This is a genomic window from Pontibacter burrus (assembly GCF_010686685.1).
In the GTDB taxonomy this organism is placed as follows: Bacteria; Bacteroidota; Bacteroidia; order Cytophagales; family Hymenobacteraceae; genus Pontibacter; species Pontibacter burrus.
The window spans coordinates 106399-132581 of the sequence record NZ_JAAGWD010000001.1 but is presented as its reverse complement, the minus strand read 5'-3'; the positions used below and the strand labels follow the sequence as shown (position 1 = coordinate 132581).

General features: G+C 49.5%; 38 protein-coding genes. 30 read left to right on the top strand and 8 right to left on the bottom strand.

The genetic code is table 11. The features are described 5' to 3' along the window. Positions 1-28: 28 nt before the first annotated feature. The 6 genes from GXP69_RS00750 to GXP69_RS00725 form a co-directional block, all read right to left on the bottom strand. Positions 29-2350, bottom strand: coding sequence for a T9SS type B sorting domain-containing protein (locus tag GXP69_RS00750; RefSeq protein WP_163911043.1), 2322 nt, complete (start codon positions 2348-2350; stop codon positions 29-31). Positions 2351-2359: 9 nt separating this feature from the next. Further along, positions 2360-2782 carry a hypothetical protein gene (locus GXP69_RS00745; protein WP_163911040.1) on the bottom strand — a complete coding sequence of 141 codons (423 nt, stop codon included), beginning with the start codon at positions 2780-2782 and terminating at the stop codon, positions 2360-2362. A 150-nt stretch (positions 2783-2932) separates the two neighbouring features. Further along, positions 2933-3796, bottom strand: coding sequence for an LOG family protein (locus GXP69_RS00740; protein WP_163911037.1), 864 nt, complete (start codon positions 3794-3796; stop codon positions 2933-2935). Between the two features lie 141 nt (positions 3797-3937). After that, the gene (locus GXP69_RS00735) at positions 3938-5185 is read right to left on the bottom strand and encodes an ABC transporter permease (RefSeq protein WP_163911034.1); all 1248 of its coding nucleotides are present in this window, start codon (positions 5183-5185) and stop codon (positions 3938-3940) included. Between the two features lie 277 nt (positions 5186-5462). Then, positions 5463-6770: a tyrosine-type recombinase/integrase gene (locus tag GXP69_RS00730; RefSeq protein ID WP_163911031.1), complete on the bottom strand. Its 1308-nt coding sequence runs from the start codon at positions 6768-6770 to the stop codon at positions 5463-5465. Then, on the bottom strand, positions 6751-7089 hold the full coding sequence (locus GXP69_RS00725; protein ID WP_163911028.1) for a hypothetical protein: 339 nt from the start codon (positions 7087-7089) through the stop codon (positions 6751-6753). The genes GXP69_RS00730 and GXP69_RS00725 overlap by 20 nt, the downstream gene beginning before the upstream one ends. A 66-nt stretch (positions 7090-7155) precedes the next feature. Between GXP69_RS00725 and GXP69_RS00720 the strand changes: the two genes are divergently transcribed. Next, a complete protein-coding gene (locus GXP69_RS00720) occupies positions 7156-7824 on the top strand; it encodes a hypothetical protein (RefSeq protein ID WP_163911025.1) in 669 nt (222 codons plus the stop codon). A gap of 136 nt (positions 7825-7960) precedes the next feature. On the opposite strand, the gene GXP69_RS00715 is transcribed toward GXP69_RS00720, so the two are convergent. Next, positions 7961-8155, bottom strand: a complete 195-nt coding sequence (locus GXP69_RS00715) for a hypothetical protein (RefSeq protein ID WP_163911023.1) — start codon at positions 8153-8155, stop codon at positions 7961-7963. An 18-nt stretch (positions 8156-8173) separates the two neighbouring features. Next, the gene (locus tag GXP69_RS00710; protein ID WP_163911020.1) at positions 8174-8866 is read right to left on the bottom strand and encodes a S24 family peptidase; all 693 of its coding nucleotides are present in this window, start codon (positions 8864-8866) and stop codon (positions 8174-8176) included. Positions 8867-8989: 123 nt separating this feature from the next. Between GXP69_RS00710 and GXP69_RS00705 the strand changes: the two genes are divergently transcribed. The 29 genes from GXP69_RS00705 (at position 8990) to GXP69_RS00565 (ending at position 26183) form a co-directional block, all read left to right on the top strand. Then, positions 8990-9214 carry a hypothetical protein gene (locus GXP69_RS00705; protein ID WP_163911017.1) on the top strand — a complete coding sequence of 75 codons (225 nt, stop codon included), beginning with the start codon at positions 8990-8992 and terminating at the stop codon, positions 9212-9214. A 2-nt stretch (positions 9215-9216) separates the two neighbouring features. Then, positions 9217-9993, top strand: a complete 777-nt coding sequence (locus GXP69_RS00700) for a phage antirepressor KilAC domain-containing protein (protein WP_163911015.1) — start codon at positions 9217-9219, stop codon at positions 9991-9993. Between the two features lie 50 nt (positions 9994-10043). Next, positions 10044-10358 carry a hypothetical protein gene (locus GXP69_RS00695; RefSeq protein WP_163911013.1) on the top strand — a complete coding sequence of 105 codons (315 nt, stop codon included), beginning with the start codon at positions 10044-10046 and terminating at the stop codon, positions 10356-10358. 76 nt (positions 10359-10434) lie between these two features. Then, positions 10435-10626 (top strand): hypothetical protein, encoded by a 192-nt coding sequence (locus GXP69_RS00690; RefSeq protein ID WP_163911010.1) that lies wholly within the window; start codon positions 10435-10437, stop codon positions 10624-10626. Between the two features lies 1 nt (position 10627). Beyond that, positions 10628-11500: a PD-(D/E)XK nuclease-like domain-containing protein gene (locus GXP69_RS00685; RefSeq protein ID WP_163911008.1), complete on the top strand. Its 873-nt coding sequence runs from the start codon at positions 10628-10630 to the stop codon at positions 11498-11500. Then, entirely contained in the window at positions 11500-12315 is an 816-nt protein-coding gene (locus tag GXP69_RS00680; protein ID WP_163911005.1) for a recombinase RecT, read from the top strand. Before GXP69_RS00685 ends, GXP69_RS00680 begins: the two co-directional genes overlap by 1 nt. Before the next feature lie 4 nt (positions 12316-12319). Next, positions 12320-12622: a hypothetical protein gene (locus GXP69_RS00675; protein WP_163911002.1), complete on the top strand. Its 303-nt coding sequence runs from the start codon at positions 12320-12322 to the stop codon at positions 12620-12622. 43 nt (positions 12623-12665) lie between these two features. Then, positions 12666-12893, top strand: a complete 228-nt coding sequence (locus tag GXP69_RS00670) for a hypothetical protein (RefSeq protein WP_163910998.1) — start codon at positions 12666-12668, stop codon at positions 12891-12893. Between the two features lie 97 nt (positions 12894-12990). After that, complete coding sequence (locus GXP69_RS00665) at positions 12991-13245, top strand: hypothetical protein (protein WP_163910995.1); 255 nt, start codon at positions 12991-12993, stop codon at positions 13243-13245. After that, positions 13242-13511 (top strand): hypothetical protein, encoded by a 270-nt coding sequence (locus GXP69_RS00660; RefSeq protein ID WP_163910992.1) that lies wholly within the window; start codon positions 13242-13244, stop codon positions 13509-13511. Before GXP69_RS00665 ends, GXP69_RS00660 begins: the two co-directional genes overlap by 4 nt. Before the next feature lie 115 nt (positions 13512-13626). Continuing rightward, positions 13627-14562 (top strand): DUF4097 family beta strand repeat-containing protein, encoded by a 936-nt coding sequence (locus tag GXP69_RS00655; RefSeq protein WP_163910989.1) that lies wholly within the window; start codon positions 13627-13629, stop codon positions 14560-14562. A 2-nt stretch (positions 14563-14564) separates the two neighbouring features. Continuing rightward, on the top strand, positions 14565-14735 hold the full coding sequence (locus tag GXP69_RS00650) for a hypothetical protein (protein WP_163910986.1): 171 nt from the start codon (positions 14565-14567) through the stop codon (positions 14733-14735). Beyond that, entirely contained in the window at positions 14716-14898 is a 183-nt protein-coding gene (locus GXP69_RS00645) for a hypothetical protein (protein WP_163910985.1), read from the top strand. Before GXP69_RS00650 ends, GXP69_RS00645 begins: the two co-directional genes overlap by 20 nt. Further along, positions 14885-15127 (top strand): hypothetical protein, encoded by a 243-nt coding sequence (locus GXP69_RS00640; RefSeq protein ID WP_163910981.1) that lies wholly within the window; start codon positions 14885-14887, stop codon positions 15125-15127. The genes GXP69_RS00645 and GXP69_RS00640 overlap by 14 nt, the downstream gene beginning before the upstream one ends. A 9-nt stretch (positions 15128-15136) precedes the next feature. Beyond that, positions 15137-15952 (top strand): helix-turn-helix domain-containing protein, encoded by an 816-nt coding sequence (locus GXP69_RS00635; protein ID WP_163910978.1) that lies wholly within the window; start codon positions 15137-15139, stop codon positions 15950-15952. Beyond that, positions 15949-17391, top strand: a complete 1443-nt coding sequence (dnaB, locus tag GXP69_RS00630; protein WP_163910975.1) for a replicative DNA helicase — start codon at positions 15949-15951, stop codon at positions 17389-17391. The genes GXP69_RS00635 and dnaB overlap by 4 nt, the downstream gene beginning before the upstream one ends. A gap of 123 nt (positions 17392-17514) precedes the next feature. After that, positions 17515-19278: a DNA cytosine methyltransferase gene (locus GXP69_RS00625; RefSeq protein WP_163910973.1), complete on the top strand. Its 1764-nt coding sequence runs from the start codon at positions 17515-17517 to the stop codon at positions 19276-19278. Between the two features lie 92 nt (positions 19279-19370). Further along, the gene (locus GXP69_RS00620) at positions 19371-19997 is read left to right on the top strand and encodes an ASCH domain-containing protein (RefSeq protein ID WP_163910970.1); all 627 of its coding nucleotides are present in this window, start codon (positions 19371-19373) and stop codon (positions 19995-19997) included. Positions 19998-20012: 15 nt separating this feature from the next. After that, on the top strand, positions 20013-20216 hold the full coding sequence (locus GXP69_RS00615) for a hypothetical protein (protein WP_163910967.1): 204 nt from the start codon (positions 20013-20015) through the stop codon (positions 20214-20216). Positions 20217-20222: 6 nt separating this feature from the next. After that, entirely contained in the window at positions 20223-21080 is an 858-nt protein-coding gene (locus GXP69_RS00610) for a DNA adenine methylase (protein ID WP_163910965.1), read from the top strand. A gap of 79 nt (positions 21081-21159) precedes the next feature. Beyond that, positions 21160-21429: a hypothetical protein gene (locus tag GXP69_RS00605; RefSeq protein ID WP_163910962.1), complete on the top strand. Its 270-nt coding sequence runs from the start codon at positions 21160-21162 to the stop codon at positions 21427-21429. A gap of 19 nt (positions 21430-21448) precedes the next feature. Then, the gene (locus GXP69_RS00600) at positions 21449-21751 is read left to right on the top strand and encodes a hypothetical protein (RefSeq protein WP_163910959.1); all 303 of its coding nucleotides are present in this window, start codon (positions 21449-21451) and stop codon (positions 21749-21751) included. An 18-nt stretch (positions 21752-21769) separates the two neighbouring features. Continuing rightward, on the top strand, positions 21770-22261 hold the full coding sequence (locus GXP69_RS00595) for a hypothetical protein (protein WP_163910957.1): 492 nt from the start codon (positions 21770-21772) through the stop codon (positions 22259-22261). Between the two features lie 109 nt (positions 22262-22370). Next, positions 22371-22892 (top strand): DNA-packaging protein, encoded by a 522-nt coding sequence (locus tag GXP69_RS00590; protein ID WP_163910954.1) that lies wholly within the window; start codon positions 22371-22373, stop codon positions 22890-22892. Then, positions 22867-24318, top strand: a complete 1452-nt coding sequence (gene terL / locus GXP69_RS00585) for a phage terminase large subunit (RefSeq protein ID WP_163910951.1) — start codon at positions 22867-22869, stop codon at positions 24316-24318. Before GXP69_RS00590 ends, terL begins: the two co-directional genes overlap by 26 nt. After that, complete coding sequence (locus tag GXP69_RS00580; RefSeq protein WP_163910948.1) at positions 24315-25046, top strand: hypothetical protein; 732 nt, start codon at positions 24315-24317, stop codon at positions 25044-25046. Before terL ends, GXP69_RS00580 begins: the two co-directional genes overlap by 4 nt. After that, positions 25043-25459, top strand: a complete 417-nt coding sequence (locus tag GXP69_RS00575) for a hypothetical protein (protein ID WP_163910945.1) — start codon at positions 25043-25045, stop codon at positions 25457-25459. Before GXP69_RS00580 ends, GXP69_RS00575 begins: the two co-directional genes overlap by 4 nt. After that, on the top strand, positions 25450-25959 hold the full coding sequence (locus GXP69_RS00570) for a hypothetical protein (protein ID WP_163910943.1): 510 nt from the start codon (positions 25450-25452) through the stop codon (positions 25957-25959). Before GXP69_RS00575 ends, GXP69_RS00570 begins: the two co-directional genes overlap by 10 nt. Then, positions 25956-26183 carry a hypothetical protein gene (locus GXP69_RS00565; RefSeq protein ID WP_163910940.1) on the top strand — a complete coding sequence of 76 codons (228 nt, stop codon included), beginning with the start codon at positions 25956-25958 and terminating at the stop codon, positions 26181-26183. The genes GXP69_RS00570 and GXP69_RS00565 overlap by 4 nt, the downstream gene beginning before the upstream one ends.

The window sequence follows — 26183 nt, the reverse complement described above, 5'->3', positions numbered from 1 at the left end:
CGGTAGCAGCCCTAAAGGTTATAGTAGCTTACTGCAGCACTTCTACCCAGCCTTTGTAGGTGCGGCCTGTAGCTGGGTGCCGGAGCAGGTAATAGAATATGCCTGTTGTGTTACCCGGCTGGGGTGCCCAGTCATTTTTATAGTTTTGGGTCCGGAAAACTTCTGTGCCTGTACGGTTGTAAAGTGCCAGTTCCCAGTCATCTTCTTCCAGGCCATGTATAAAGAACACATCGTTTTTGCCATCGCCGTTAGGAGTAATAACATTTGGGATAAAAAGCCCGCCAATGCAGTCTCTGAAGCGAATGGTTATCTCGTCGCTGGCTTCGCAGTGCTCATTAAAAGCGGTGAGTTTGTAAGTGCCCGGTTTGGTTACTTTATAAAGAGGCTCTGTGCTGCCATCCTGCCACAGGTATCGGATGTTGCCCGGTAATTCTCTGCCTATAACCAGTGTGTCGCCATAGCAAAGGGTGGTGTCATTGCCCAGCGCTATAGCTGGCCGGGTCAGGTAAGGTACCCAGATCTCGTCGCGCACCACGCAGCCTAATTCGTTGGTAACATCTACCCAGTATTTCCCGGGCTCTTTTACCAGAAAAGTAGGGTTAGTAGAGCCATCCTGCCATAGGTAAGTGGAGTTAGGATAAGTAGCATCCAGTAACTTGGTATCTCCGGAGCAAAGGGTAACATCCGGTCCCAGGTTAACGACAGGCAGCGGCAGATGGTTAATGCGGATGGCATCGGTGGTGCTGCAGCCTTTGCTGTTGGTTATAGTTAACCAATACTCACCTGCAGTTGCTACAGTTATAGTTGGTGTGGTGGCTCCTGTACTCCATTTATAAGTTACACCAGGCTGGGTAGCATCCAGCATAGTAGTCGTGTTGGCACAAACGTCCCGGTCAGGCCCCAGGTTAACAACAGGCAGCGCATTGTAAACTATAGTTACCTCGTCTGTTTTCTTACAGCCATTTTTACTGGTAACCTCTACGCGGTAAGTGCCTGCTTTGGTAACCGTAAAAGTTGGGTTGGTAGAGCCATCCCGCCACAAATAGGTAGCTCCTTGGTTAAAAGCATTCAGTTCTATCGTTTCCCCTTCGCACAGTTCGCGGTCCGGACCCAGGTTTACGGTTGGCAAACTATAGTTTGAGATCTTTACTTCGTCGCGGGTGATGCAGATTCCTATAGTTACTTCAACCCAGTAGGTGCCAGGGGTGGTAGTGGTTATACTTGCCGAGGTACTTCCGTTACTCCATTTATAAGTAGCATTGGGTGTAGTTGCATCTAGTGTTACTTCGGTGCCAGGGCAAACACTGCGGTCGGGACCCAGGTTAACTACAGGCGGCGCATCTACCTTTACAGTTATGGTATAGGTTTCCTGTTTGTTGTTGATGTGGCGGGTAAATGTAACAGTATACTCACCCGGGGCACTGAAATTGTGGCTGGCATTTAAGGTGCTGACAATGTTGTTCGTGCCGGAAGCCGGGTCTCCGAAGTCCCATTCCATAAAGGTAGGCTGTTCTGATGCAGGAGCATCGAAAGCGAAGGTGCTTGCCTGGCCAAAACATTTAATATCAAAACTGATGTCGTAGGTATAGTCAAAGTTACTCTGGATAAAGGCTGGTAAACCCATCATACTTTTATTCCCTTCCAGGTAAACAGCTTTATCTACGTAGTTGCTTGCAGCACCTGAAGCATTTGGGTTGTTAATTACGCCTAGGTGAGAACTGGCTGGCCGGGCAAAGTAAATCTTGCCATCCGGAGCAAGTTGTAAACTGCCACCTACAAAGTTCGTGGGCGGGTTCGTTGGGTCTAGGTATGCTTGTCCGATTAGTGTTTTTGAGGCGATTATAGTTGCAGCATCCTCAGAGCTAAGATCAAACTGATAAATTTTAGTGCCTGCATCTGTGCTTACATAGAGCTTAGTGTTATCAGGAGAGAATTCCAGCCCATAGGGGTGATCGGAGGCTGGCAACACAGTAGCCTCGTACCATAACGGGAAGTTCATGACTGTGCCACGGTCGGTGAAACTAAAAATCCGGACTGAATTTGTAACGCGGTGAGTAACTGCTATTTTAGAACCATCCGGCGAAGCTTTCATAGTGCCAATCGCATTTGTAGGGTCCGTTACTGCAGGAAATTGTGAGTCAAGGAGCGTTGTTATTGAACCAAGATTTTTTCTTGCAACTCCTTCTTCTGTAACCAGAAAGCTTTTAAAACTTCTTGTACCAAACTCGTGCGATACAACCCAGATATCTACTTTATTTTCATGCTTTACAGCAGTCAGTTTCTCAGAAGTAGGGGTGTAGAGCAGTATATTTTTTTCGATAACAGCACCCAACCCACTGTTTACTCCCATGTCTATAGTTTAGTAGCGTAAGCCATTTGCTTTGCCTGCAGCATCGGTAGTAAACAGGTAATAAATTGTCTGACTACCAGGCTTAGGAACTATAATACACGATTGGGCACTGTTGGCGCTACCTAGTAAACCTGAGCCATTGGCCATTACCTGATGCTGCTTGTTCCAGACCGTGGTACCATCCGAATAGAACAGAAGTCTGCCATCGGCATCGGCTATACTTGCTGTTCCTTCGAAAGCTTCCATAGCCCCATCAGTAAGTACAGTAGGGGTGCCGCTATTAAAGTCTAAGCCGGCTTTGCTGCCAAAATACCAGATATTAGATTGCTTATTGATTTGAGCCAGCGCTTCTGAGAAAATACCTGCAACCAAATAGCAAACTATAAGCACAACTGCTTTGCCAACAAACGAAAGCTTAACGCCACAAGCCATATTACACAAACTATAGATATCCAGTGTTATGTAAATATAGGATTTTTAGAATGCAATGTGTATAGCTATAGTATGATATTTACAAAAAGTAACACAAAAAAAGCCCGCTGTGTTGGCAGCGGGCTTTTGCATAAACTATAGTTACTTTTCTTAGAAGTTTGGAGAAAGCAGGTATTTGCTGTAAAACGCGTCAATAATTTCCACGGCTTCCGATGGATCGTCTACAATGTGTACCAGATCCAGGTCTTCTGCGCTGATGTTGCGTTCCATTTTAAGCATTACGTCCTCTACCCACTGCATTAAACCGCCCCAGTATTCACGGCCTACCAGTACAATCGGGAAGGCACCGATCTTCTTTGTTTGGATCAGTGTGATCGCTTCAAAAAGTTCGTCCAGCGTTCCGAAACCGCCAGGCAACACTACAAAGCCCTGCGCATATTTCACAAACATTACCTTGCGTACAAAAAAGTAGTCAAAGTTAATGAGCTTGTCAGAGTCGATGTAAATGTTGTTGAACTGCTCGAATGGCAGGTGAATGTTAAGGCCTACCGATTTACCACCTTCAGAGTGAGCACCTTTGTTACCGGCTTCCATAATGCCCGGGCCACCACCTGTAATTACACCATAACCGTGGCGCACCAGCTTGGCAGCGATCTCCTCGGCCATAATGTAGTATTTGTTGTCGGCTTTGGTTCTGGCCGACCCGAATATCGAAACGCAAGGGCCGATCTTGGCCAGCTTCTCGAAGCCATCCACAAACTCAGCCATTACTTTAAATATCTGCCAGGAGTCAGCAATCTTAATTTCGTTCCAGTCTTTATCTACAAATGCTTTGCGTATACGGATATCTTCTTCAGAGGCAGGCGCTGCTGTTACCTGTCCGCTTTCGCGCAGATCAGTTACCGATCTTACTTTGTTTTCGTTAGCATCAGGATTCAGAATAGTTTGTCCGCTGCCTGTGTTCAGCGATTCGTCGTGCAGCTTGGTTTTGCTCGTTTTTCTAAGCTTTGTCATAATAATAATTAGTCATCTTCAGTGCAGGGCACTTTACCCTGCGGCGCTTATTTGTCTGCGCCATTCATCATATAAAAATTTAAAGGCCGCGAAAAAGCAGGCAGTGAGGGAGCACTGCTATAGCGCGGGGTGTAAATTACTTTATTTAGAGCGGATTGCAATAACCGGATCAAGATTTGATGCCAGCACGGCCGGAATTATACCTGAAAGCATACCAATCACGGCAGATACGCCAAGTCCCAGCACAATGTTACCCATCGACAGGCTGATCTTCATCATGTCCTGTGGGATAATGGTAATGAGAAATACCAGGAAGATACCAATGGCGCCGCCTAACACACTCAGGAACACCGACTCGAACAGAAACTGGAAAAGGATGAAATAGTTTTTAGCTCCTAAAGATTTTTGGATACCGATAATGTTTGTACGCTCTTTTACAGATACGAACATGATGTTGGCAATACCAAAACCACCTACCAGTATAGCAAAGCCGCCAATAACCCAGCCAGCTATTCCAATAACATCAAAAAAGCCGGTAACAGCCTGTGTAGCCATCTCTGGGCGATTTATGGCAAAACTATCATCGTCACGTGGGCGCTGGCCACGTATGTTGCGCATCATGCCGCGCACTTCATACTCCAGCTCCTGCAGCCCCTCATCGTCTTCACGGCCTTTTACAGCTATCGTTGTGCCTATGCCATTAGGGCCGGTATCATACATTTTACTGAAAGCTCCGAACGGGATAACGCCCATCTGGTCGAAGTTCGGGGCACCGAACATGTTCTCGCCCTGCTTCTCTACCACCCCAATCACCCGGAACCGCTGGCCACCCACTTTCAGTTCCTGCCCTACAGCGCTGCTGTAAGGGAACAGGGTTTCGGCAATCTCTTTACCGATCACGATCACATTGCGGGAGGCATCTATTTCCTGCGGTATAAAATAGCGGCCTTCCTCAATCGGAATTTCGCTCACTTTACTATAGTCGTAGGTTACGCCCATCAGCATGCCATCCGAGAAGCTGTTGTTACGATACTTGTACGTGCTGCCCCCTTTGCGGGCAAAAATTGCCACGCCGGCATCGTTGGTCAGGTTACGGTCCAGCAAGCGGTACTCGCGTGCTGTAGGCTCCGGGCGCTGAAAATACTTCCACCAGGGGTAGCTGCCACCAAAGCTCCAGGGCCACTTCTCTACATACAACACCTTATCGCCAATAAAGCTCATGCTATCGCGCACGTTACGCTCCAGCGAATCTACCAGTGTAAAAACCGAGATGATAGCAAAAATGCCGATTGTTACGCCCAGCAACGAAAGCAGTGTGCGCAGCATGTTTGCGCGCAGGGCCTGCCAGGCAAAACGGATGCTTTCTGCTAAAAGCCGGAGGTAGATCATCAGGTTTTGGGTGTGGTTAAAGTATATTTCCTTAAAAGTAAGAATAATTCGGGCAAATTGAGTAAATTTGCGGCTCGTTTTTTTGCTAATTGCCAGGTTACAAGCCTAACCCCTACAGGCAATACAAAGTTATATTTACCGCGTATTTTACCAAGTTTGGAATCCAAATACCGTAATATGTGGTTATTTACCTAAGTCTGCCACTCCGAACGGCAAAACCCTTTTCCCCTACGCCATTTGCACCCCTGAAATGCACGTTTTTGCAGACAATGTTTCCCTATTGTTTCCCTATTGTTTCCCCGATGCTGCCATACAGGCTGTCGTTCAGGCTGTCTTTCTGCGTAAGCTGCAGCCGGGCCAGGTAATGCTGCGTGGATTGCACCGAGCCGTGCCCGACCATCTCCTGTACCACGCGCACATCCTTGGTCAGCTGCCAGAGTTGCTCGGCAAAGGCGTGGCGTTGGGCATGCGTGGTTAACTTGGCTGTGATACCGGCCTTCTTAGCAACGCGCGCCAGGGCTTTATTGATCGGGGATACGGTATTTTGCAAGAGACGTACCCGCTCCTTCCCAGAGAGTTTGTCGTCTTCCTCTGTCAGGTAAGGGAAAACGTATTTCCCAGTGGGTTCGTACTGCGCCAGCACCCACTCCACACCAGCATGCCGGGCAATGGACTTACGCCGCTTGCTGCGTTTTTTAGGCTGGTAGTCCACCCGCTCCACCTGCAGGTCGACCCAGCGCAGGGTTAAGACCTCCGAGACGCGGGCGCCGTTCAAAAAGTACTGCATCAGCAGGACGTTGCGGGCGTTACGTTGCACTTCCGTCAGGCCGTCCAGGTGCATCAGCGACAGCAGCTGGTCAACTGAGGGGTAGCTCACGTTTTTATCTTCTTCCGGCAGCAAGGGCACATCAAAGGGATTGGGCATCGGAGGCAGCCAGCCTTCCAGCACAGCGTTCTTGAACACGGTGCGGTAGGTGCGGAAAGCGGTGTTGATTGTCGAAGCCTTGTAGCCGACCTGTGTCTTATTGACCTGTACCGTATGAAGGTGGTGGATAAAGGCACTGATCGTGGCCGGGTTCAGTGCCTCCGGCGTATCGGGCCTGTCTCCCCAAAACTGCTTCAGGTAATACAGCGTGCTCTCGTAGACGGTACTGGTCCCGTGCTGCGTCATGGCATCCTTGCGCCGGATCCATTCCTGAAAGAAAGCCAGGAACCCTTTCTGCGCTGCTTCAGCGGGTTTATGCTTGCCTGCCTTTTCATCGCTATAGCCCTGCTTGATCTCAGCGGCGCTATAGGTGGGGTGATCGGCCGCGTATTTATCCAGTTCCTTGATGGTTTTGTGAATGCGCTCGTTGTAGAGGGCGTGCTCGTGGTTGGACGAGCGTACCCAGTTAGCTTTTAAAAAATCGCCATCGGGGTTCCAGTCCCCTTTGCGGGCATCCTTCTTTTTGGGTTCCCCTTTCAGGTAAATACCCAGCTTGTAGTAGGCGTGCACCCGGTCTTTGGTAATGCGGATGCGCACCGAGCGGGTGCCGTCACTGCGCTTGGTTTCTTTTAAGTCTGCTTTAAAGGTTGGGTGTGCCATGGTTCAACAGCTCTCTGATCTCTTTTAAGGCTTCCTGGGCCTGCTGTAATTTTTGATACGCTTGTGATACCACCAGCGGCTCTGTCCGCACGCCATCCAGGATATAAGCATAGCTGACACCATGCTCCCGGTAAGCCGAAACAAAGTCCACCAGCACCGGCAGGCTCAGCTCGGAGCGGACGTTGCGGATATCGGACAGGTGGTAGCTTTTCAGGCCGCAGCCCTCGGCCACCTGCGCATAGGAGCGGCAGATGCCCGAGGAGACCAGGCGCTCTACTTCATCGAGAAAGCGCCCGCGGATGGCGTGGTTGTCGTACATACTAATTATGTTAGCGAATATATTATTGTGCTAATTTTCTTATCTTTACTTCATATAAGCCTGTGTATGAAGCAAGAAGTAAAACCATCCGGCACACTGTTGCAAAAGTTCTTTGTTAAGGGGAAGGGGCTGCTTAAAACAGTATATACTCCCAAGCCTACACTGCTAGTCGAACCTGATGCCTGGCAGTGTACTATCGAGAAATGGGACATCATCGGTAAGGATTCTGCTGCGCTCATGCTGCATCTGGCAGAGCAGCGGCTGACAGAAACTGTAACAGCTTCGGATAGCATGTCTAAGAAAGCAGAGATTATTATTTCCATATTAATTCCCTTTCTAACGGTGTTGATTGGTTTTATATTGAGCCGAGATGCAACCGCCTTCGACAAGGATGCGCTAGGCTTAGCTGCTCTATTTTGTATCATACCTGTGTGTGCTTCCCTTTATTTTATCCAACGCAATTTTCGTCCCTATAGAATTACCGTTCCAGGAGAATCACCTCAAAACATTGCAACGGCAAGGAACTTTGATAATGACCTAACAACAGATGAGAAGTATTATAATCTGGTGCTTAACCAGCTGGGGAGCTACCAGGATCGCATACTTACAAATGAAGAGATCAACTCAACGAGAGTGGAAAACATAAGGCTGGCACTCTTTTGTATGATGTTTATTCCTATCGCTCCTTTGTTGGCTTTCCTGTTGGTCTTTCTCTCGGGCCTTGTGAACTTTTAGAGCTCCACTCTTTGGTCGGTGGACTTGCCGGCCTTGGTTTGCTGCTTCCTTCTTTATCTTTGCTCATATCATTTGATTTAGGCCCCTGCTCGCAACAGGGGCTTTTTATTGTTATTCTAAGGTACTGCCGTCTGCTTTATTTGGCACACTTGCAGGCTTCAGGATCGGTTAGTGTTACCGTTGCTCCATTGTCTTCGTAGTAACAGCCGCCATTTACCCCCTTCTTTAGAGCAGGCCCTGAATAGTCTGTGCATTTATCGGAGCTGGAGTCATCACAGGCGAACAACGCTATAGTACATAGTGCGATAAAAAAGGTATAGATGGTTTTCATATTTATATTGTGGTATCGTTAAGCCATACTGTTAATGCGAATACTAGCCTTGATATAAGCCAGGGCCCGGATGTTCTTTAAGGGAATATCAATAGGGGAGTGGTATTGGTTCTGGCTTACCAGTTTCACATAGTCATTGCCTTCATCTGAGCGTTGGATGTACTTAACCAGCGTTAGCAGGTCCCCGCCTATCTCAGCTGATAGTAGATACATTTCGCCCCATAGGATGCTGTTGCGTATGTCCTGCACTTGCTTGTACATCACAATGTCACCACTCTTTAAAAGCGGGTACATGGAATCGCCACTAATATGTACCGCCCCATCGCACTTGGGCAGGTTAGGTACTCTTATGAAATCCAGGATATTTTCAGCATTACTAAAAAGCTTTGTTAAACCCGCCGCTGCTTCAAAGTCATATAATGGTATGGCCTGTTCGTCTACCCTTCTGTCGGTAGGCTTGGTGTAGTCTTGTAGTTTGTTTCCGGGTGTTTTTAGCATAGGGTCTTTCCCTTTAATAAGCCATTCAATATTTACTGAAGGAAAAGTTTCAGTGATCTTCGCAATTATTTCAAATCCCGGCTTGCTTTCTCTGCTACCTGGCATCATAGAAGCTATAGAAGTGTGTGAAACACCTATTTGCTTGGCGAATTTCGACACAACTCCATCTGAGAAGGTTTTTACTAAGTCTTCAAGACGCTGATTTACAGACATTTATAATTTATTTGAAATAATTGTTTAAAATATTTACTCAAAAGTTTGAATATTGTTGAAACAATTGCGTACATTTGAAATACCAACAACGCAACAAGCGAATATAAATTAAATAACAACACAATGACAAGGAATCAACCAAAAATGCGCGACTTGATGCCAGAGAAGTACGGACCGATTCTAAGAGAGCGTACAGGCAAAAGTCTAAATCACATTTATGATGTGGTTAATAATGAGCGTACCGAAAAGGGTATCTGGACGGAAGTGTTAAAGCTGGCAGACGAACACCAAAAACAGCTAAAGCAAAACCGGATAAAAACACTTGCAATCAAATCTAACGCAGCTTAGTTATGAACCTGCAAGTATTTCAATACCAGAACCATCCTATCACATTTAACGCTAACGGCGAAGTGATGGTAAACGCCACTCAGATGGCAAAGCCATTCGGTAAAAGACCTAATGACTTTTTGAGAGCTGAACAAACAGAAGGTTTTATCGAAGCACTGTCTGACCGTTACGGGATTTCCCGTAACGCTATAGTTCAAATCTTACAAGGCGGCACAACGCAAGGCACCTGGATGCACCAAAAGCTGGCCTTAAAATTTGCCGGCTGGCTGTCTCCTGAGTTTGAGCTATGGGTCTATGACCGCATCGAAGAGCTACTGACCACTGGTAAGACAGAGTTAAAGCCCCTGTCAGACGATGAAATGATCAGCCGCTCGCTATTGCTAGTGCACGAAAAACTGAAAGCCGCTCAGCAGCGCACCTTGCTTTTAGAGGAGAAGAACCAGCTAAACGAGCAAGTGATCCAACAACAGGCTCCTATCGTGGAGTATGCCACTAAAGTGCTTAATACCAGCGACGCTTACCCGATCACGGTCATTGCACAGGATTTTGGTCTGAGCGCAGTCGCCATGAACAAGAAACTCCGCGACCTGCGCATTATCCGCAAGGTAAACGGGGTATGGGTGCTCAATGCGCCGTTCCAGGGCAAAGACTACGCTAAAACCAAGACACACACATACACCAACTCGGAAGGCAAACAGATGACTTCCATACAGATGGTGTGGACACAGAAAGGGCGCGAGTTCTTACACCGCTACATCAGCCAAAAAGCCGCCGCCTAGTCCTATACGCAAGTCTCACTATATAGTTCAAACTAAATATTTAAATACTTATGTCTCATACAGCATTTCCTTATATACAGGCCCAGCAGCAACAGTCTTTTGTGCTGGTTCCGGAACAGGAGTGGCGCATGGTACTGGAAGGGTTAACGCGCCGTGTGGATGATTTGGAGCGCAACCTGGACGAGGATATAAAAGGCACGGCTGCCGCTGCCAAGTTTGCAGGCGTAAGCGTCCGCACCCTGCAGAATGAACGCGACAGGCCCGGCACGCTGATTCAGTTCAAGAAGGTAGGCCGGGCGGTAAGCTACTCACGCAAAAGCCTGATCGCCTACAAGCAAAGCAAGCGCCTTCGGGTGGCTAGTTAAACAAAAAGAAATAGGCACCCCCGCTTATTGAGTGCCTATCAATGAAACATTAATCTTTTAACAAGGACAAAGTAACATGAACGGAACCAGAAAAACAACTTATGCCCTGTTTTATGACGCCAAGGGCAACCTGGTGTGGGATTGCCAGAGCAATGCGCGCTATGAACTGAGCAACGGCTCAAAAGCCGTGCGCAAAGGGGCTACACACGGTGTGCTCTTTGAAAGCGGAGTGGAAATAGATCGTCTTACCTATAACCCGGCCCGCTAACATGGAACAGCAAATCCAACTACAGGGCGAAAGCTACCTGGTGCAGAGCGACAGCAACGCTTTTTACCATGCCCAAACGCACTTCATCGGTTCATCTGGCCTGAAGCTGATCAACAAGAAATCCGTGTATCACTTCTTTAACCAGCCGGAGCAGAAACAATCGCCTACGCTCGTATTCGGCAGCGCCTACCATACGCTGGTATTGGAGCCGGAGCAGTTTGATGAAGAATACTTCTGCCTGAATGATGCTGAAAAGGTAGCCGAAATAGGGGGCGCTAACCCACGTGCGACCAAAGTATACAAGGAATGGCGCGCCGAAGTTGAAGCGGCCAACATGGGCAAAACCTGCCTGTCTACCGAGGATTACCAGAAACTACAGGAGATGCGCGATGCCCTTTTTTCAAATCCCAGCATCAAGCAGCTATTTGCCAAAGGCATAGCGGAAGTTTCGCATTATGTGGACTTCGGCGGGGTACAGGTAAAGGTGCGCCCGGACTACCTGAAGCCCAAAGCAATTGTGGACCTAAAGACCTGTGAAGACGCTTCGCCTGAAGGATTCAGCCGTGCCGCCGCCAACTATGGCTATCATTTGCAGGCAGCCTTTTATGCTGACGTAGTGGAGTATGCATCACAGGAAGAGCGGCTGTTTGTGTTCGTGGCACAGGAGAAAGAATACCCTTACGCTGCGGCTATCTACAAGCCGACAGAGGGCTTCATGGCACAGGGCCGGTATGAGTATCAGCTGGCATTGGACAAATACACAGAAGCCCTGCAGACCGGCCAGCATAAAGGCTATGAGTCCTGCGCGGCAGCCGACACCCACGGAGTAATAGAATTAGATCTTCCAGCTTACGCATATAAGGAGAAACAATAATGAGCAACATTACCCTATCCCCAAGAGACATTGTAGTTGCTGCGCGTCCAAAATTCGAAGCAGTAAAAAGCAACCTGGACTTCGGCAAAGAGGCTGGTTTTGCCCTGCAGATATTGCAAAAGAACACGTTCCTGGCAAAGACTAACCCGGAGAGCATTAAAAATGCCATTGTGAATTGTGCCCTGACTGGCCTGACACTGAATCCCGTGCTCAAGCTGGCCTACTTGGTGCCGCGAAAAGGCGAGTGCGTGCTGGACCCTTCTTACATGGGCCTGATCAAGGTGCTGACCGATGCCGGCAGCGTGAAGAACATCTATGCGGAAGTGGTGTATGAAAGCGATCACTTCTTCATCGAACAGGGCACCAATCCGAAAATAGATCATAAGCCGGAAGTGCTTGGCAACCGGGGCAAAAAGATTGGGGTGTATGCCGTGGCTTTCCTGCTCAATGGTGGCTACCAGTTTGAGTTCATGCGTGCCGATCAGGTGAATGCGATCAAGCAACGTTCTGAGATGGGCAAAAAGAACGACGGCAGCTGGAAGACAGACGAGGATGAGATGTGGAAAAAGACGGTCGTAAAGCGCCTTTATAAGTACCTGCCAAAGTCTGAGATCAGTGAGGCGGTTGTGAAAGCGCTGCAACTGGAGAACCAAAACAACGGCATCGACTTCGATGAAGAACGCGCAGCCAAAGCAAAAGCCAGCGCTTCGATGCTTTTTGATGAAGCAGAAGATGTGACGGATCAGAAAGCCATTGCGACCGGCACTGAACAAGCGCAGGATGCAGAAGTGGAAGTAACCGAAACTAATGCTTAACGCCATGTCAACCTCTACCCTCAGCATCTCCGAAAAACAAAGCCAGCGCACCGCCTTTGAACAGGAACTAAACAGTTTTCTGGCAGAAGTTAAAGCTGCTATGATGGTGTGCTTTGAAGCCAATCCGAATGCGTCCAACGATCCTTACGTGATGCTGGGGCGCTTAGAGAAAGAGACTTTCGAAGTAAAGCAGGCCATTTCGGAGCGACATCCCAGCAAACTCAAGAGCGAGATGTTTGATGTCGTTGTACAATGCGCCTATGGCATCATCCAATGCAAAAACGTGCGGGCAACCGACCTGATATAACACAGCCTGTAACCCTATCTATCACCCTTAATTCTTAACCCTTATGGATCACCAATTAAAGACCGCCTGCCTGTTCCTTGGAGCGGGCGGGATAGGCGCAAGCCTTGCCCTTATCTGCCTGCTACTGGGCTATGAACTACGCTATCCCTTGTTTTTTCTCTTTACCCTGGTGGGTACGGGGATCTTCCTGGGGATAGGGGTTGCTGCCTGGTGCCAGTGGCACGAGGCCTACAAGCAAAGCAGACGCAACCGCAACGCCCTGAAAGGATGAAACGGCTCTTGAAAGACATCGCCCTGTGGCTGCTGATCGTGGCCCTGTGCGGGGGATTCGGAATACAGATCGCTTACAATTTAACGAGTTAAGAAAAATGAAGATAACAGGAAACGAACCAGCCTACCCTTTAGCTTCTGAAGAACTTTCAGACAGGTTCCACGAAGGGATAGACAACTTATCTGGCCTGACCATCCGCCAGCAGTTTGCCATGGCAGCGATGCAAGGGCTATGTGCTACGACAGGGCCAGATAAAGAAGTAAGTCAAAACCTTGCACAAACCTTCGCTAAAGAAGCTGTACTGTGTGCTGATGCGCTGATTGCTGAACTTAATAAAGCTACCCAGCCATGAGACAAGGAATCCAAGCAGAGATCAGCCCCAGCGGCTTCGGGGTGACCATGTTCTTCCCAGCCAACCAGGACATCAAGAAGTCACATCTAAAACGCTTAGAGCTGGCAGGCTTTGAAAGGCACAAACTTAATCTACGCCACTTCACCAAGTCCTGCAAGCCGGAAGAAGTAGTGGAGGTGCTGCAACAGGCCGAGCGGCTGAACAAGTGGCTGGCAAATCCGGACAACGGCCGGGAGATGATCTACCCTAAACGCAAAGCTGCCTGATGAAACCAACCTTACCCAAACACCTGGTGCCCGTGCCCTTAGTTGTAATCACCACCACCGGCAAGCTTACCAAAGATATCAGAAAACTATACCGCTAACCTTAAAAAATACAGACATGAAAATTACAGGTAACTTAATCATTTACCCAGGAGATAAAACAGATTACTCCAAGCTTACCGAAGTATCAGGCTCCATCGACGTAAGACAGAATGCTACGCTGACTGCTCCTGCGCTTACCGAAGTATCAGGCTCCATCGACGTAAGACAGAATGCTACGCTGACTGCTCCTGCGCTTACGAAATCAGGCTCCATCTACGTAAGCGAGAATGCTACGCTGACTGCTCCTGCGCTTACCGAAGTATCAGGCTCCATCTACGTAAGCGAGAATGCTACGCTGACTGCTCCTGCGCTTACCGAAGTATCAGGCTCCATCGACGTAAGACAGAATGCTACGCTGACTGCTCCTGCGCTTACGAAATCAGGCTCCATCGACGTAAGACAGAATGCTACGCTGACTGCTCCTGCGCTTACGAAATCAGGCTCCATCGACGTAAGCGAGAATGCTACGCTGACTGCTCCTGCGCTTAAATGTAAGTCCAACACCGCCACCTTCGGGAGAAAGAAACATAAGATCCTGCATAACGATGGGTTGTGCTTCTACGCTGAAAGCACCAGAACATCCAAAGGCATTAAAGTATACGCCGGCTATACCCAGCTTACAATATCCGATGGGGTGGTTGCAGGTGAGAAGGGCTACCTGGTAGAGAAGGAGGGTTATTCAGCCCACGCCACTTCGCTTAAAAAGGCAATCGCCGACCTGAACTTCAAGATCGTGGCAGAGAAGCTTGCCAAAGAACCGATCTATCCTGATACAGTTGTGAGTATGCAGCACTACAGACTGGTGACTGGGGCGTGTGAATATGGCTGTCAGCAATGGATGGCGCAAAATAATATCACGGTAGACGCGATGCCTGCTAAAGAGTTACTGCCCCTGCTGGAGAAAACCCACGCATACGGACTGGACAGGTTTAAACAACTGATTGCGTTTTAGCCATGAGAACCCAGCAGGACACAACCCACTTCCACGAGCGCATCCAGGTGTTGCGCGTCGTGGAAGCCGACAAAGAGCAGCAGAAGCTGGTGCAGACCGTGGAGCTGCTGCCAGAGCCTGAAGAAGTAGACCCGAACCAGCTGGACTTATTCCATGACCACGGAAGAGCATAAGCACTTTGTAGAACTATCAGTGCGCTGGTGCCAGCTGCGGGAAGAGTTTCACCGCGAAGGCACCAGCAAGCTCCGAAGGCAGGAGATCCGCAAACGCCGACAGCAGATTGACCAGGAACAGGAAGCCCTGCTTCAAAAAGAAAAGAGCTATGAGACACAGTGAGATTCAATTTAAGCGGCGTGTACAGCGCACGGTAGAACAGCAGGGACTCAGCGTTGCCTTTGCCCAGCTGCTGCTCCGATACGAAGACATTTCCGCCCGCATGGAGGCCTACTACTGGGAGTGCGATACGGTGCGCGAGGTACGGCTGGAAAAGCTGCAGGCCACCTTCCACGTGAGCCGGAGGGAAGCCCAGCGCCTGGGCAGGTTGTACGAAACAGCAAAACGATAAAGAACCGAGATGAAAGCAACTGTTAAAATAGCCTATACCACCATCCTGCACGAGCCCCGCAAGAAACTGGGATTAACACTCAATGAATACAGCGTGGCCGCTTCAATCTACCATTTATCTAATAACCCGAAGGCGCCCGTGAAAGGCTGGTGTTCTGCCAGCAAAGAGCAGCTTGCCAACTTCATAGGAATAAGCAGAAGAACGGTGTGCACCATCTTAAACACGTTGCTGGGGAAAGGGCTTATTGAGCGGCAGGAAGAAACCAGTTTCTTACGCTCATCAAGTAAATGGTATGACGAAGTGGAGTGCTTCACAGGGTGTGAAGAAACTGCACACAAGGGTGTAAAGAAACTGCACACTGCCTGTGAAGATTCTTCACACAATAATAATACTATAAGTAATAAAGAAAATAAGAGTCGTGCTGACGCACCCCCTGCCTTAATTTCCAAACATGCCAACACCGGAAAAGAGATCGTGCACCAGGATTTTGTAGATGCTTACTGGCAGTGGTACGAAGGCAAAGTAGGCGAACCGCCCCGGCTATTGGAAGCCGATTACAAAGCCATTAAAAACATCCGCAAATACTTAACGGAGGCCAAGAAAGGAGATGAAGCAAAAGCCCTATCCAGTTGGCTGTACATCTTATCCAGTTGGGGTAAACTGGAAGACTTCCTGCAGCGTCAGGTCAAACCAACGCAAATAGACAGCAACATGGCGAATATCCGCCTACAATTACGGGAGCAGCACAAAAAGGTTACAGCCGCTTCCAACGGACTGAACATCCAGAAAATGATTGAAGAGCAGCAAAATAAGGTATACAAATGAAACAACGCTACCAACCCAAACCAGCCCACAGCGACATGGCCGGGGGCTATGTACTGCCCCACGATGCGGCCCTGGAACAGGCTGTGTTAGGCGCTGTGCTGCTCGAATCGTCTGCCGTGCGTGTGGCCCTGACCCTGATCAAACAGGAAGAGTTCTTTTACAAGGAGCCGCACCGCCTGGTCTTCCGTGCCATCAAGCGCCTGTTTCAAAGCGGCACCTCGGTCGATATCCTGACCGTGACAGCCGAACTGCGTCAAGCTGGCCTGCTGGACTCGGTGGGCGGGGCCTTCTTTGTAGCCGAACTGACGATGCGCGTGAATTCGGCAGCCAACCTGGAAACACACATCCATTATCTACTGGAGTTGTTTACCAAGCGCCGCATCCTGACGCTGGCCCAAACCATCCACGGCAAAGCCCTGGACCAGACCGCAGACCCTTTTGAGCTGCTCAGTGAGCTGAGCAAAGGGGTAAGCGATACGCTGGGCAACCTGATCGTTAAAAAGTCCGTGACGGCGGTGCAGGCCTACCAGGAAACGATTCAGCAGATCCAGCGCGGCATCGGCAAATCGGGGCTCGTGGGCATCCCGACCGGCATCCACTCCATTGACAAGCTGACCGGTGGCTGGCGACCGGGCGATCTGATCATCATTGCCGCCCGCCCGGCCATGGGCAAGACCGCTGTGGCGATCCAGTACCTGAAAAATGCCGTGCTGGCGTTTGGTAAGACCGCGGCGATCTTTTCCCTGGAGATGAGCTACATGCAGCTCATGTACCGCCTGATTGCTTCGGAATCAGAGTTTACCAATAACCAGTTAAGCAAGTCGGAGCTGACGGTAGACGAACTCGAAGAAGTAGCGATCATGAGCGCCAAGCTGCAGAACGAGCACATGCTGCTTGACGATACGCCCGGCCTCTCGATCATGGAACTCCGCACCAAAGCCCTCAAAATGAAAGCCGATCACGATATCCAGCTCCTCATTGTGGACTACCTGCAGCTGATGCAGGGGGAGAAGGGCGGCAACCGGGAGCAGGAGATCTCTTCCATTTCCCGCGGCTTAAAATTGATCGCCAAAGAAATTAAGGTGCCCGTGATTGCGCTCTCGCAGCTGAGCCGCAGCGTGGAGTCCCGGGGCGGGGATAAGAAGCCGCAGCTCTCGGATCTGCGGGAGTCCGGCTCCATTGAGCAGGATGCCGACACGGTGGTGTTTCTGTATCGTCCGGAGTACTACGGCATCACGGAAGACGAACTGGGTAACTCCACAGCCGGCACCCTGCAGCACATCTTTGCCAAGCACCGCAACGGGCCGCTCGACACGATCATTACCCGCTGCGACCTGGCCCACAACCGCATCCAGGACTTTCATACCATCTGGGAGCCGGACCACAAACCAAACGCTTTACCCGCCAGCAATTTCGAGTATGAGCAGCCCGGTTTTTAGCCTGGAGAAAGTCTGCTCGGAGCTGGGCAGGCAGGGCAAGTTCCGGCAGCTGGTGCAGCTGTATGTACTGAGTAGAAAAGCCAAACAAGTTAAAACCAACCAATCACCTTTTAGCCTAACAATATGAAAAACCCTCTACAAACCCCGCTGCAATACCTGTATGTGGACCTGTTCTGCGGTGCCGGCGGTGTGACCACGGGCATTGAGAAAGCCCGGGTAAACGGCAGGAAAGTAGCCAAAGTGATTGCCTGTGTGAACCACGACCCAATCGCCATCAGGAGCCATGCGCAGAACCATAAGCACGTGCTGCACTTCACGGAAGATATCCGCACGCTGGACCTCACATCACTGGTAAGACTGGTGCAGTTCTACCAGGCGAAATACCCGCATGCCAAGCTGGTATTATGGGCTTCCCTGGAGTGTACCAACTTCAGCAAGGCCAAAGGAGGCCAGCCACGTGATGCAGACAGCAGAACATTGGCAGATCACCTGGACCGCTACATTGAAGCCCTGAAGCCGGATATGATCCAGATCGAGAACGTGGAAGAGTTCATGGCTTGGGGGCCACTGGATGCGAACGGCAAGCCGGTTTCCAGGAAGAACGGCAGGGACTTCCGCAAGTGGGTGGAGCGCATCGAAGACTACGGCTATAGCTTTGACTACAGGCTGCTCAATTCTGCTGACTTCGGCGCTTATACTTCCCGCAAACGGTTCTTTGCCCAGTTCGCCAGACCTGGTGTGCCGGTGTCCTGGCCGAAACCTACCCACAGCAAAACCCCGTCTTCCGGAATGTTCGGGAGCCTGAAGCCATGGAAGGCAGTGCGCGATGTACTGCAGCTATCAGATGAAGGCAAAAGCATCTTCGGCAGAAAGAAGCCGCTGGTGGAAGCATCGCTTGCCCGGATCTACCACGGGTTGAAAAAGCATGTCGCACCAGGTGCGGATGCATTCATAACCAAGTATTACTCAGGTAAGCCGGAGCATAAGAACATCAGTGTGGAAGGGCCTGCAGGTACGATAACCTGTGTGGACGGTCAGGCTATAGTTAAAGCCAATTTCCTGACCAAGTATTACGGCACAGGTGTTACTATCCCTACTGATAGTGCTGTTAGTACGATCACTACCAAAGATCGTATGGGCTTGGTTACTGCTGCATGGCTGGATAAGAACTTCTCATCAGGTGCCCATAATCATCAATCCATCAATGAGCCGGCAGGAGCACTTACTACTGTAAACAAGTTCGGCTTGATGCAGGCCTGCTGGCTGGATAAGCAGTTCAGCGGAACGGCTAACCATCAATCAGTAGATCAGCCGGCAGGATCCATACTCCCAAACGATAAGCATTGCCTGATGCAGGCAGAAAGCTGGATCATGCCAACCAGCTATACCAACGTGGGCAGATCGGTTGACGAGCCATGCCCAACCATCCTTGCCAGTAGAAAACACCATTACCTGGTGAACCCGCAATTCTGCAACAAAGGCAATTCGGTTGATAAGCCGGCACCTACGCTGATAGCAGGCATGGGCAAACGGCCATTAAGCCTGGTTACAGTGTCGCATGTAGTAGATGCTGATGCAAGCCACTTGGCAATAACTGAAAATGGTGAACTGGCTATAGCTATCTATGAGAACGACACGCCGTGGATGAAGCAGATCAAGGAGCTGATGGCAGAGCTGGGTATAGTAGACATTAAGATGCGCATGCTGAAGGTGGATGAGCTGAAGGTGATACAAGGCTTCCCGAAAAACTACTACCTGGCAGGCACGCAAAGCGATCAGAAGAAGTTCATCGGCAACTCCGTGCCACCGGACCTGCCAAGGGCTATGGTAGAATCAAATGCAGTTGCCCTGATGGAACTACTGAAAGAGCAGTTAATAGCAGCCTAAAACTGTAGCAGAATAAAGGTTAATCCACCCACCTGCATTATAAGGAGTGGAAACAAGAAAATGAATGTAGCACAACAACCTAATAACTAACCATGGTAACAACGACAGCAATTAAAGACAGACCTATCCTGTTCAGCACTCCAATGGTACAGGGAATAGTAGAGGATAGAAAGACTAAAACCAGACGGGTTGTAAAGGGCCAGGCGCTTGAATGGCTACAACCTGATATGTTCACACCTGAGTATGTAGCCAGTCCTGAAAACAAGTTGTGCCCCTACGGCTATCCAGGCGACCGGCTTTGGGTTCGCGAGGCATGGCAATACAGTGATAACCTTGAAGAACCATATTTATACCGGCAAAAAGAATTAGATGAACTGAAGCCTGAGTTTTTTGAGAGAATGAAGTGGAAACCTTCAATTCACATGCCTAGAGAAGCCTGTAGATTGATTCTTGAAATTACCAGTGTAAAAATAGAGCGACTTCAAGATATATCTGAAAATGATGCAATAGCCGAGGGTATAGAGTTGCTAGATGGCAAATTGGATGATTCGCCGGTTTTCAGAAACTACAACTATAAAGCTCCTGAAGTTAAGTACGGCTACGGGTTCCCGACTAACTCCTTTAGATCACTTTGGGAGAGTATAAACGGCAAAGAAAGCTGGTCCGAAAATCCGTGGGTATGGGTAGTCGAATTTAAGAAAGTATATCAATCAACCTAATATATAACTAACCCCATGAGAAGAACATTAGAAGTAACAGTAACCTATAGCTATACGCTTGAGGTTGACGATGAAAACCACATTGTCAAGGAGTATGAATCAGACGAACATTTGGTAAAGGACATGGCACTTTATCGTTTTGGCACAGGCTTACCAGTAATCGGAGATGGGGGCGTACTGGTCGGAGATGTTGAAGTATTAGAAGTCGAGATAAACTAATGCTTTATGCTAACTAAAAATACACCAACTATAAGCAGACCAATCTTACGCTATCATGGCGGTAAGTGGCTGCTTGCAAAATGGATCATTGAACACTTTCCTTCTCACAGAAGATACACCGAAGCGTTTGGTGGAGCTGCTTCAGTTCTACTCCAGAAGAGGCGCAGTTATTCAGAAGTTTACAATGACTTATGTGGAGAAGTTGTGAACCTGTTCCGAGTGGTAAGGGATAAAGATAAAGCTGAGCAACTAAAGGAGATGCTTCAACTAACACCTTATTCCAGAGCAGAGTTTGATTTATCCTACGAACTGGCAAATAATGAGGTAGAACAGGCAAGACGTACCGTTGTGCGCTCTTTTATGGGGTTTGGTTCAGCTTCTCATAATACCAGCCATAAGACGGGGTTTAGAAGCAATTCCGACAGATCCGGAACAACGCCGGCGCATGACTGGATGAATTACCCTGGGAACCTGAATGCTATAGTTGAACGATTGCAGGGAGTGGTTATAGAGAACAGAAAGGCAATTGATGTTTTAACTGCTCATGATTCCATTGATACCCTGCATTACGTTGATCCGCCTTATGTACTGAACACCCGGTACAATGGAGACAAAACCAACTGCTACAACTTTGAAATGAATGATGATGAGCATGTGCAGTTAGCGGAGATACTTCACAGTCTTAACGGCATGGTAGTGCTTAGCGGTTATGCTTGCGAGTTATACGACTTAGAATTGTATGCAGATTGGAAACGAGTGACCAGAGCTGCTCATGCTGATGGGGCACGTGAAAGAGTAGAAGTGCTTTGGTTGAATCGAGCGGCCGCTAGAAATCTGAATACTACACTTGACCTTTTTAACTGATCACAATAACCAAAAGGATAAATGGATCTACGCGCTGCTGTTCTGGGGTTCCCTGGGCAGCAGCCAACCTGAGACGACAATGGCAAAGACAGAAGTATACACCGCCGACCAATGGAAGGCTATGAACCCGGCCAAGAAACCCGGCCCGATCAAGGCCAAGCCCGAAAAGAAGGTAACCTCGGCCAGTCAGGAAATGGACCTGGGGCAGACACCCGAGCAACAAGCCCTCTCGGCCATCACCATCAACCGCCGCGCCCAGCTGGTGCACTACTGCGAGAGCGAAGGCTACATCGAGTTTGATATGGGCGGTCGCACCTGGTGCGTGAAAGTAGAAGAAGTGAAACCGTAACCTTAAACTATAGAGAACTATGTACTTTGAATCAGAAGCCGATTACAATGCTTACTGCCAAGCAGAAGCAGATGGTGAAGCACAGATGCAAGCTGAATATGAGGCAGGAGAATACGAATACCTGCAAAGCATGTTGGATGCCAAAGAATACTACCCATGGGCTTTGCACACCTGTTGGAAGCTATTAGAGAAACAGCATCCCGAAGCGGCAAAGTATCTGATGCAATACCATAGAGAATATCAGGAAATGCAGCAACAAGAAGCTGAGCGAATTAAGCAATCTTATGAAGAGGCTGCAAAAGATGACGACTTACCATTTTAACCTATCAAGAACTGACACATGGAATCAAGAACTGATACTACCCGATTAACCCCACAAGAAGCAGCGCTCTACTTAGGGCAAAGAATAACACTTGTAAATGGAAGCTATTTCATAGCAAACCCAAATTCAAAAGACAAAAGCGGCAATCCTATACTCTCGGCAGCTCTACTGGCAGACTTTGAAGATAGGACTTTTGATATCAAGAATTTTAAACTTCTGCTCCGGCCACTGGCAGACATCACAGAAGAAGAACTAAAATGGCTGAATAGAATTACAGATTATGACAAGCCTATTCCTGATGAGCTAATGCAGCGGGCGTTGGCAGACATCAAAAAGCAGGGTATAGATGCCTTTGCTTTTGGCGAGGAACTACATGCTCGGCAGGTCTTTGAAGTAACCCGCTACCTCTTATCCCGTGGCTTTGATTTATTTAACTGGATAGAACAAGGCAAAGCCCTGGATAAGACCAAGCTGGCGAAACTACCCGACACGACCGACCAGATGGTATAACATGCTAAGATGATTAGCAGAAGCTTTTCAGAAATGAGAGGCTTTTTTCTTGCATATATCATTCGTAATTTTACTATATTTGTTAAAGAGAATATAGTAGTTTTACTAAATGGCAGCACCCAAAGGAAACCAGTTCTGGAAGCTTAGAAGCAAGCATGGTAGAGACAAGCTCTTTGCCTCGCCTGAGCTGCTGTGGAAAGCTGCCTGTGAATATTTTGAGTGGTGTGATGAGAATCCTTATCAAGAGGATAATATCGAGAAGATAAAAATTAACGGCATAGGGGAGAAGTTAATGCGCGAGCCGCTGGCAAAGCCGCGCCCTTATACCATACACGGGCTCTGTATCTACCTAGATTGTAGTACGCAGTTCTTCACCAACTTCGAAGATAATAACAAGGATGCCGAAGATTTTATGGAGGTCATTACGCGCATACGTGAAGTTATTTACAATCAGAAGTTTTCAGGGGCAGCAGCAGGATTCTTTAACGCCAGTATCATTGCCCGTGATCTGGGGCTTGCTGACAAGCAGGAGATCAAAGGAGATATAGAAACCAAGCAGCAGGACCTGAGCCACCTGAGCTACGAAGAGTTATATGAGCTCAAGTATGGAAGAAAGCCGCAGCAGCTTTGATACGGCCATAAACGCGGCGTTGTGCAAGGCTTCGTTCTATGAGTTCTTTCTCGAGTTCTGGGACACGATAGAAGCCGTGGAGCTGGTGCCTAACTGGCACATCCGCTTTATCTGCGACGAGCTGCAGAAAGTATACGAGACGTGGGCAAAAGGCCTGCCGCAGGATGATGTGATTATCAACGTGCCGCCTGGGTCGTCCAAGTCCACGATTGTCACGCAGCTCTTTCCGGCCTGGCTCTGGGTGAAAGACCCTAGCATCCGCCTGATCTCGTCGAGTTATGCGGCAGACCTGAGCATTGCCCATGCGGTGAAGACACGGGACTGTTTGAAGTCAGACAAGTTTCAAGCCTTTTACCCGGGGCTGATTGAATTTAAAAAGGACAGCGACGGCAAGTCCGCCTTTAAAAATACCCGCAAGGGAGAACGCTTTACTACCTCAACAGGGGGTAGGGTAACTGGGATGCACGGGGACTTCATTATAAACGATGACCCGATCAATCCGGAAGAAGCCGAGAGTGCGAAAGCCCGGGAGACGGCCAACCGCTTTTCAGGCACAACGCTTTCTACCCGAAAGACCAACAAGAAGCGCACGGTAACGATCATGGTGATGCAGCGCCTGCATGAGCTGGACCCGACAGGAGACTGGCTCAAGAAGAAAAAGAGCATCAACCATATCTGCCTGCCGGGAGAGCTTTCAGAGCAGGTAAAGCCGGAGCGTGTGCGCCAATACTATGTCAATGGTCTGCTGGATGCCAACAGGCTCGACAGGTCCGCACTCGATAAGCTCAAGGAAGACCTGGGCAGCTATGGCTATGCGGGGCAGATTGGGCAGACACCCACACCAGACGGGGGCGGGAAATTGAAGAAAGCCTGGTTCGGCAGGATTGGCTGGGAAGAGTTTCAAAAGCGCACACTGGGCAGGCAGGTGATCTGGCATTTCGATGCCGATACCGCTTACACCAAAGACCAGAAGAACGACCCGACAGCCATGATGGCCTCGTGTTACATCGAACCAACACTCTACATCCGGGATGTGCAGGAAGCCTGGCTGGAGTTCCCGGAGCTGATTAAAGAGCTCCCGGCCTTTGTGAAGCGCAACGGCTATAGTAACCTGAGCAAGCTGCACATCGAGCCGAAAGCCTCGGGTAAGAGCACGATACAAACGCTGAAGCGGGAAACCTCGCTCAACATCGTAGAAGCGCCTACGCCGGAAGTAGACAAGGTAACCCGCGTGAACGGCATTGCGCCTTTTGTGGAAGCTGGGCGTGTGGTGCTGATTGATGGCAGCTGGAACGATAACTTTTTAGGCCAGTGCGCGGCATTCCCGCTTGCAGCCCATGATGATATGGTGGATGATTTGGTGCAGGCTGTGAACAGAATACACCAACCAGTAAAACGCATAAAAGCCAAAACGGTACGCCGATGATACGCTACACGCTGAACGGAGAAAAGCGCACCTGTAAAACCCAGTGGCACGAAGTCACGCTGGGCGAATACCTGCAGGTGCTCTTAGCTGAATCCGATACCGAAGCGGTAAGCGTGCTGACCGGTTTGAGTACCGGCGAATTGCAGCAGGCAGGGGAGCAGGTAACGACGCTGTTAGAAGCCGCTCAAATGCTTTTAGCCTCTGAACCATCCGGACACAAGCCCGCGTGGCTGATGCTTGATCTGGGGCAGGATAACGTGGGCAAACTCGAACTCTGCCGCCATTACCTGCGGGAGCATGCCGTCCAGTCCGAGCAAGCCTACCCGTACCTGTACGCCGTGTATGCCTGGCCGGAGCAGTACAACCGCCTGCTGGCAATCAGTGGGGCTGGCTTTCCGGCTCCGCTGGTGGAAAAGGCCAAAGCCCTGCCGGTTACGGAAACAGTCGGCGCACTGGCGCACATCCTGAGCGAGAACGAGCGGCTGATCGAGCGCTATAAGCCCATTCTTGCCAAAGAGCCGACCGAAGAGCAGCTGATGGCCGGGATTGGGAAGTTTGAAAAGTACGGCTTTCTGCCTACGCTGCTCAACAAGGCAGGGCATGTGCCGGCAGATCAGGAGGCAGTCTTAGATACACCCGCCTACGCCTTTTACCAGGCGCTGTGCATCGACACCGAGCGAGGCGAATACGAAGAGAAGTACCACAAGATTTTAAGCGAAAAGCAATGACCTACACCGAACTAGAATCACTCCTGGGCACTGTAGCCGAGCAGGTACTGAACGGCAGCGGCCACTTTCACTGCGGCTCGGATGTGAGCCTGAAAGAAGCGGTGGAAGAACACGGCTTTCCGGTTATCCATTTAGATCCGATCAAAGGCAACCGCAACGTGGCAACTGCTATAAAGAACGCCTCAATTACCATCGGCTTCTTTGACCAGGGGCACGATTTGAGCGAGGCAGAGAAAGGCGCACTATTGCACCGCATGGAAAAGCTGTCTGCCCGGTTCCTGCTGGCGCTGGAGGAAGAGGAAGTAGGTGAAGTGATGTGCAACGATTACCCGGTCGAAAACTTTACCGGCCACAAGCTGATGGGCTGGGCATGCGAGTTCACGCTTAAACTGCCGAACAGCCTATGCTCCTAGCCTCGAAGTTAAAGCTCGACCGCTTGGGCAAGCAGCTGGTAGAGCAGGTCGCCTACAACATCTCAACGATGGACACGGGCCAGTACCTACCCGCCTCGCAGCGCGAGAAGATGGCGGCCTCTGTGCGCTATGAACTGGACGAGGAAGAGTTCCGGCTGGTAGGGGGTGAGTATATCTGGACGTACGAAACCGGCAGAGGGCCTACGGTGAATCCGGGGGATGGGGCCGTTAGGCGCTATGTGCTGGAATACATCCGGGAGGAAGGCATTGAGCCGCGTGGGCAGGATAAGCGCGGCCTGCCCATTGATGAGAGCACACTGGCTTATTTTATCTCCCGCAAGATACACCAGGAAGGCTCCAAGCCGTGGCGCACCGGACAGCCGACCGGCGTGATCTCGGAGATCATAAACGAGAAGTTATTAACCAACGTGGAAGCCATGCTGACCGAAGCCTATGCCGCTGAAGTAGCCGGGTTTTTACTCGAAACGATAGAAGCATGATAGACACATCAGAGTTCTTTAAATCAAAGCTAGGCCCTGAAGTAGCCCTTACTCCGGAACTGGAACAGGCTATAAATGAGTACGCGCGACATTACCTGGATGCTACTTTGGATCACGCGTTTAAATCAGGTGAGTTGTTTTATGTGGATTTAGAACGAGCGCCTATGTGCAGCAAAAAGCTAGTCGCTTATAAGGTAGAACCGGTGTTTATCAGAAAGAGATAG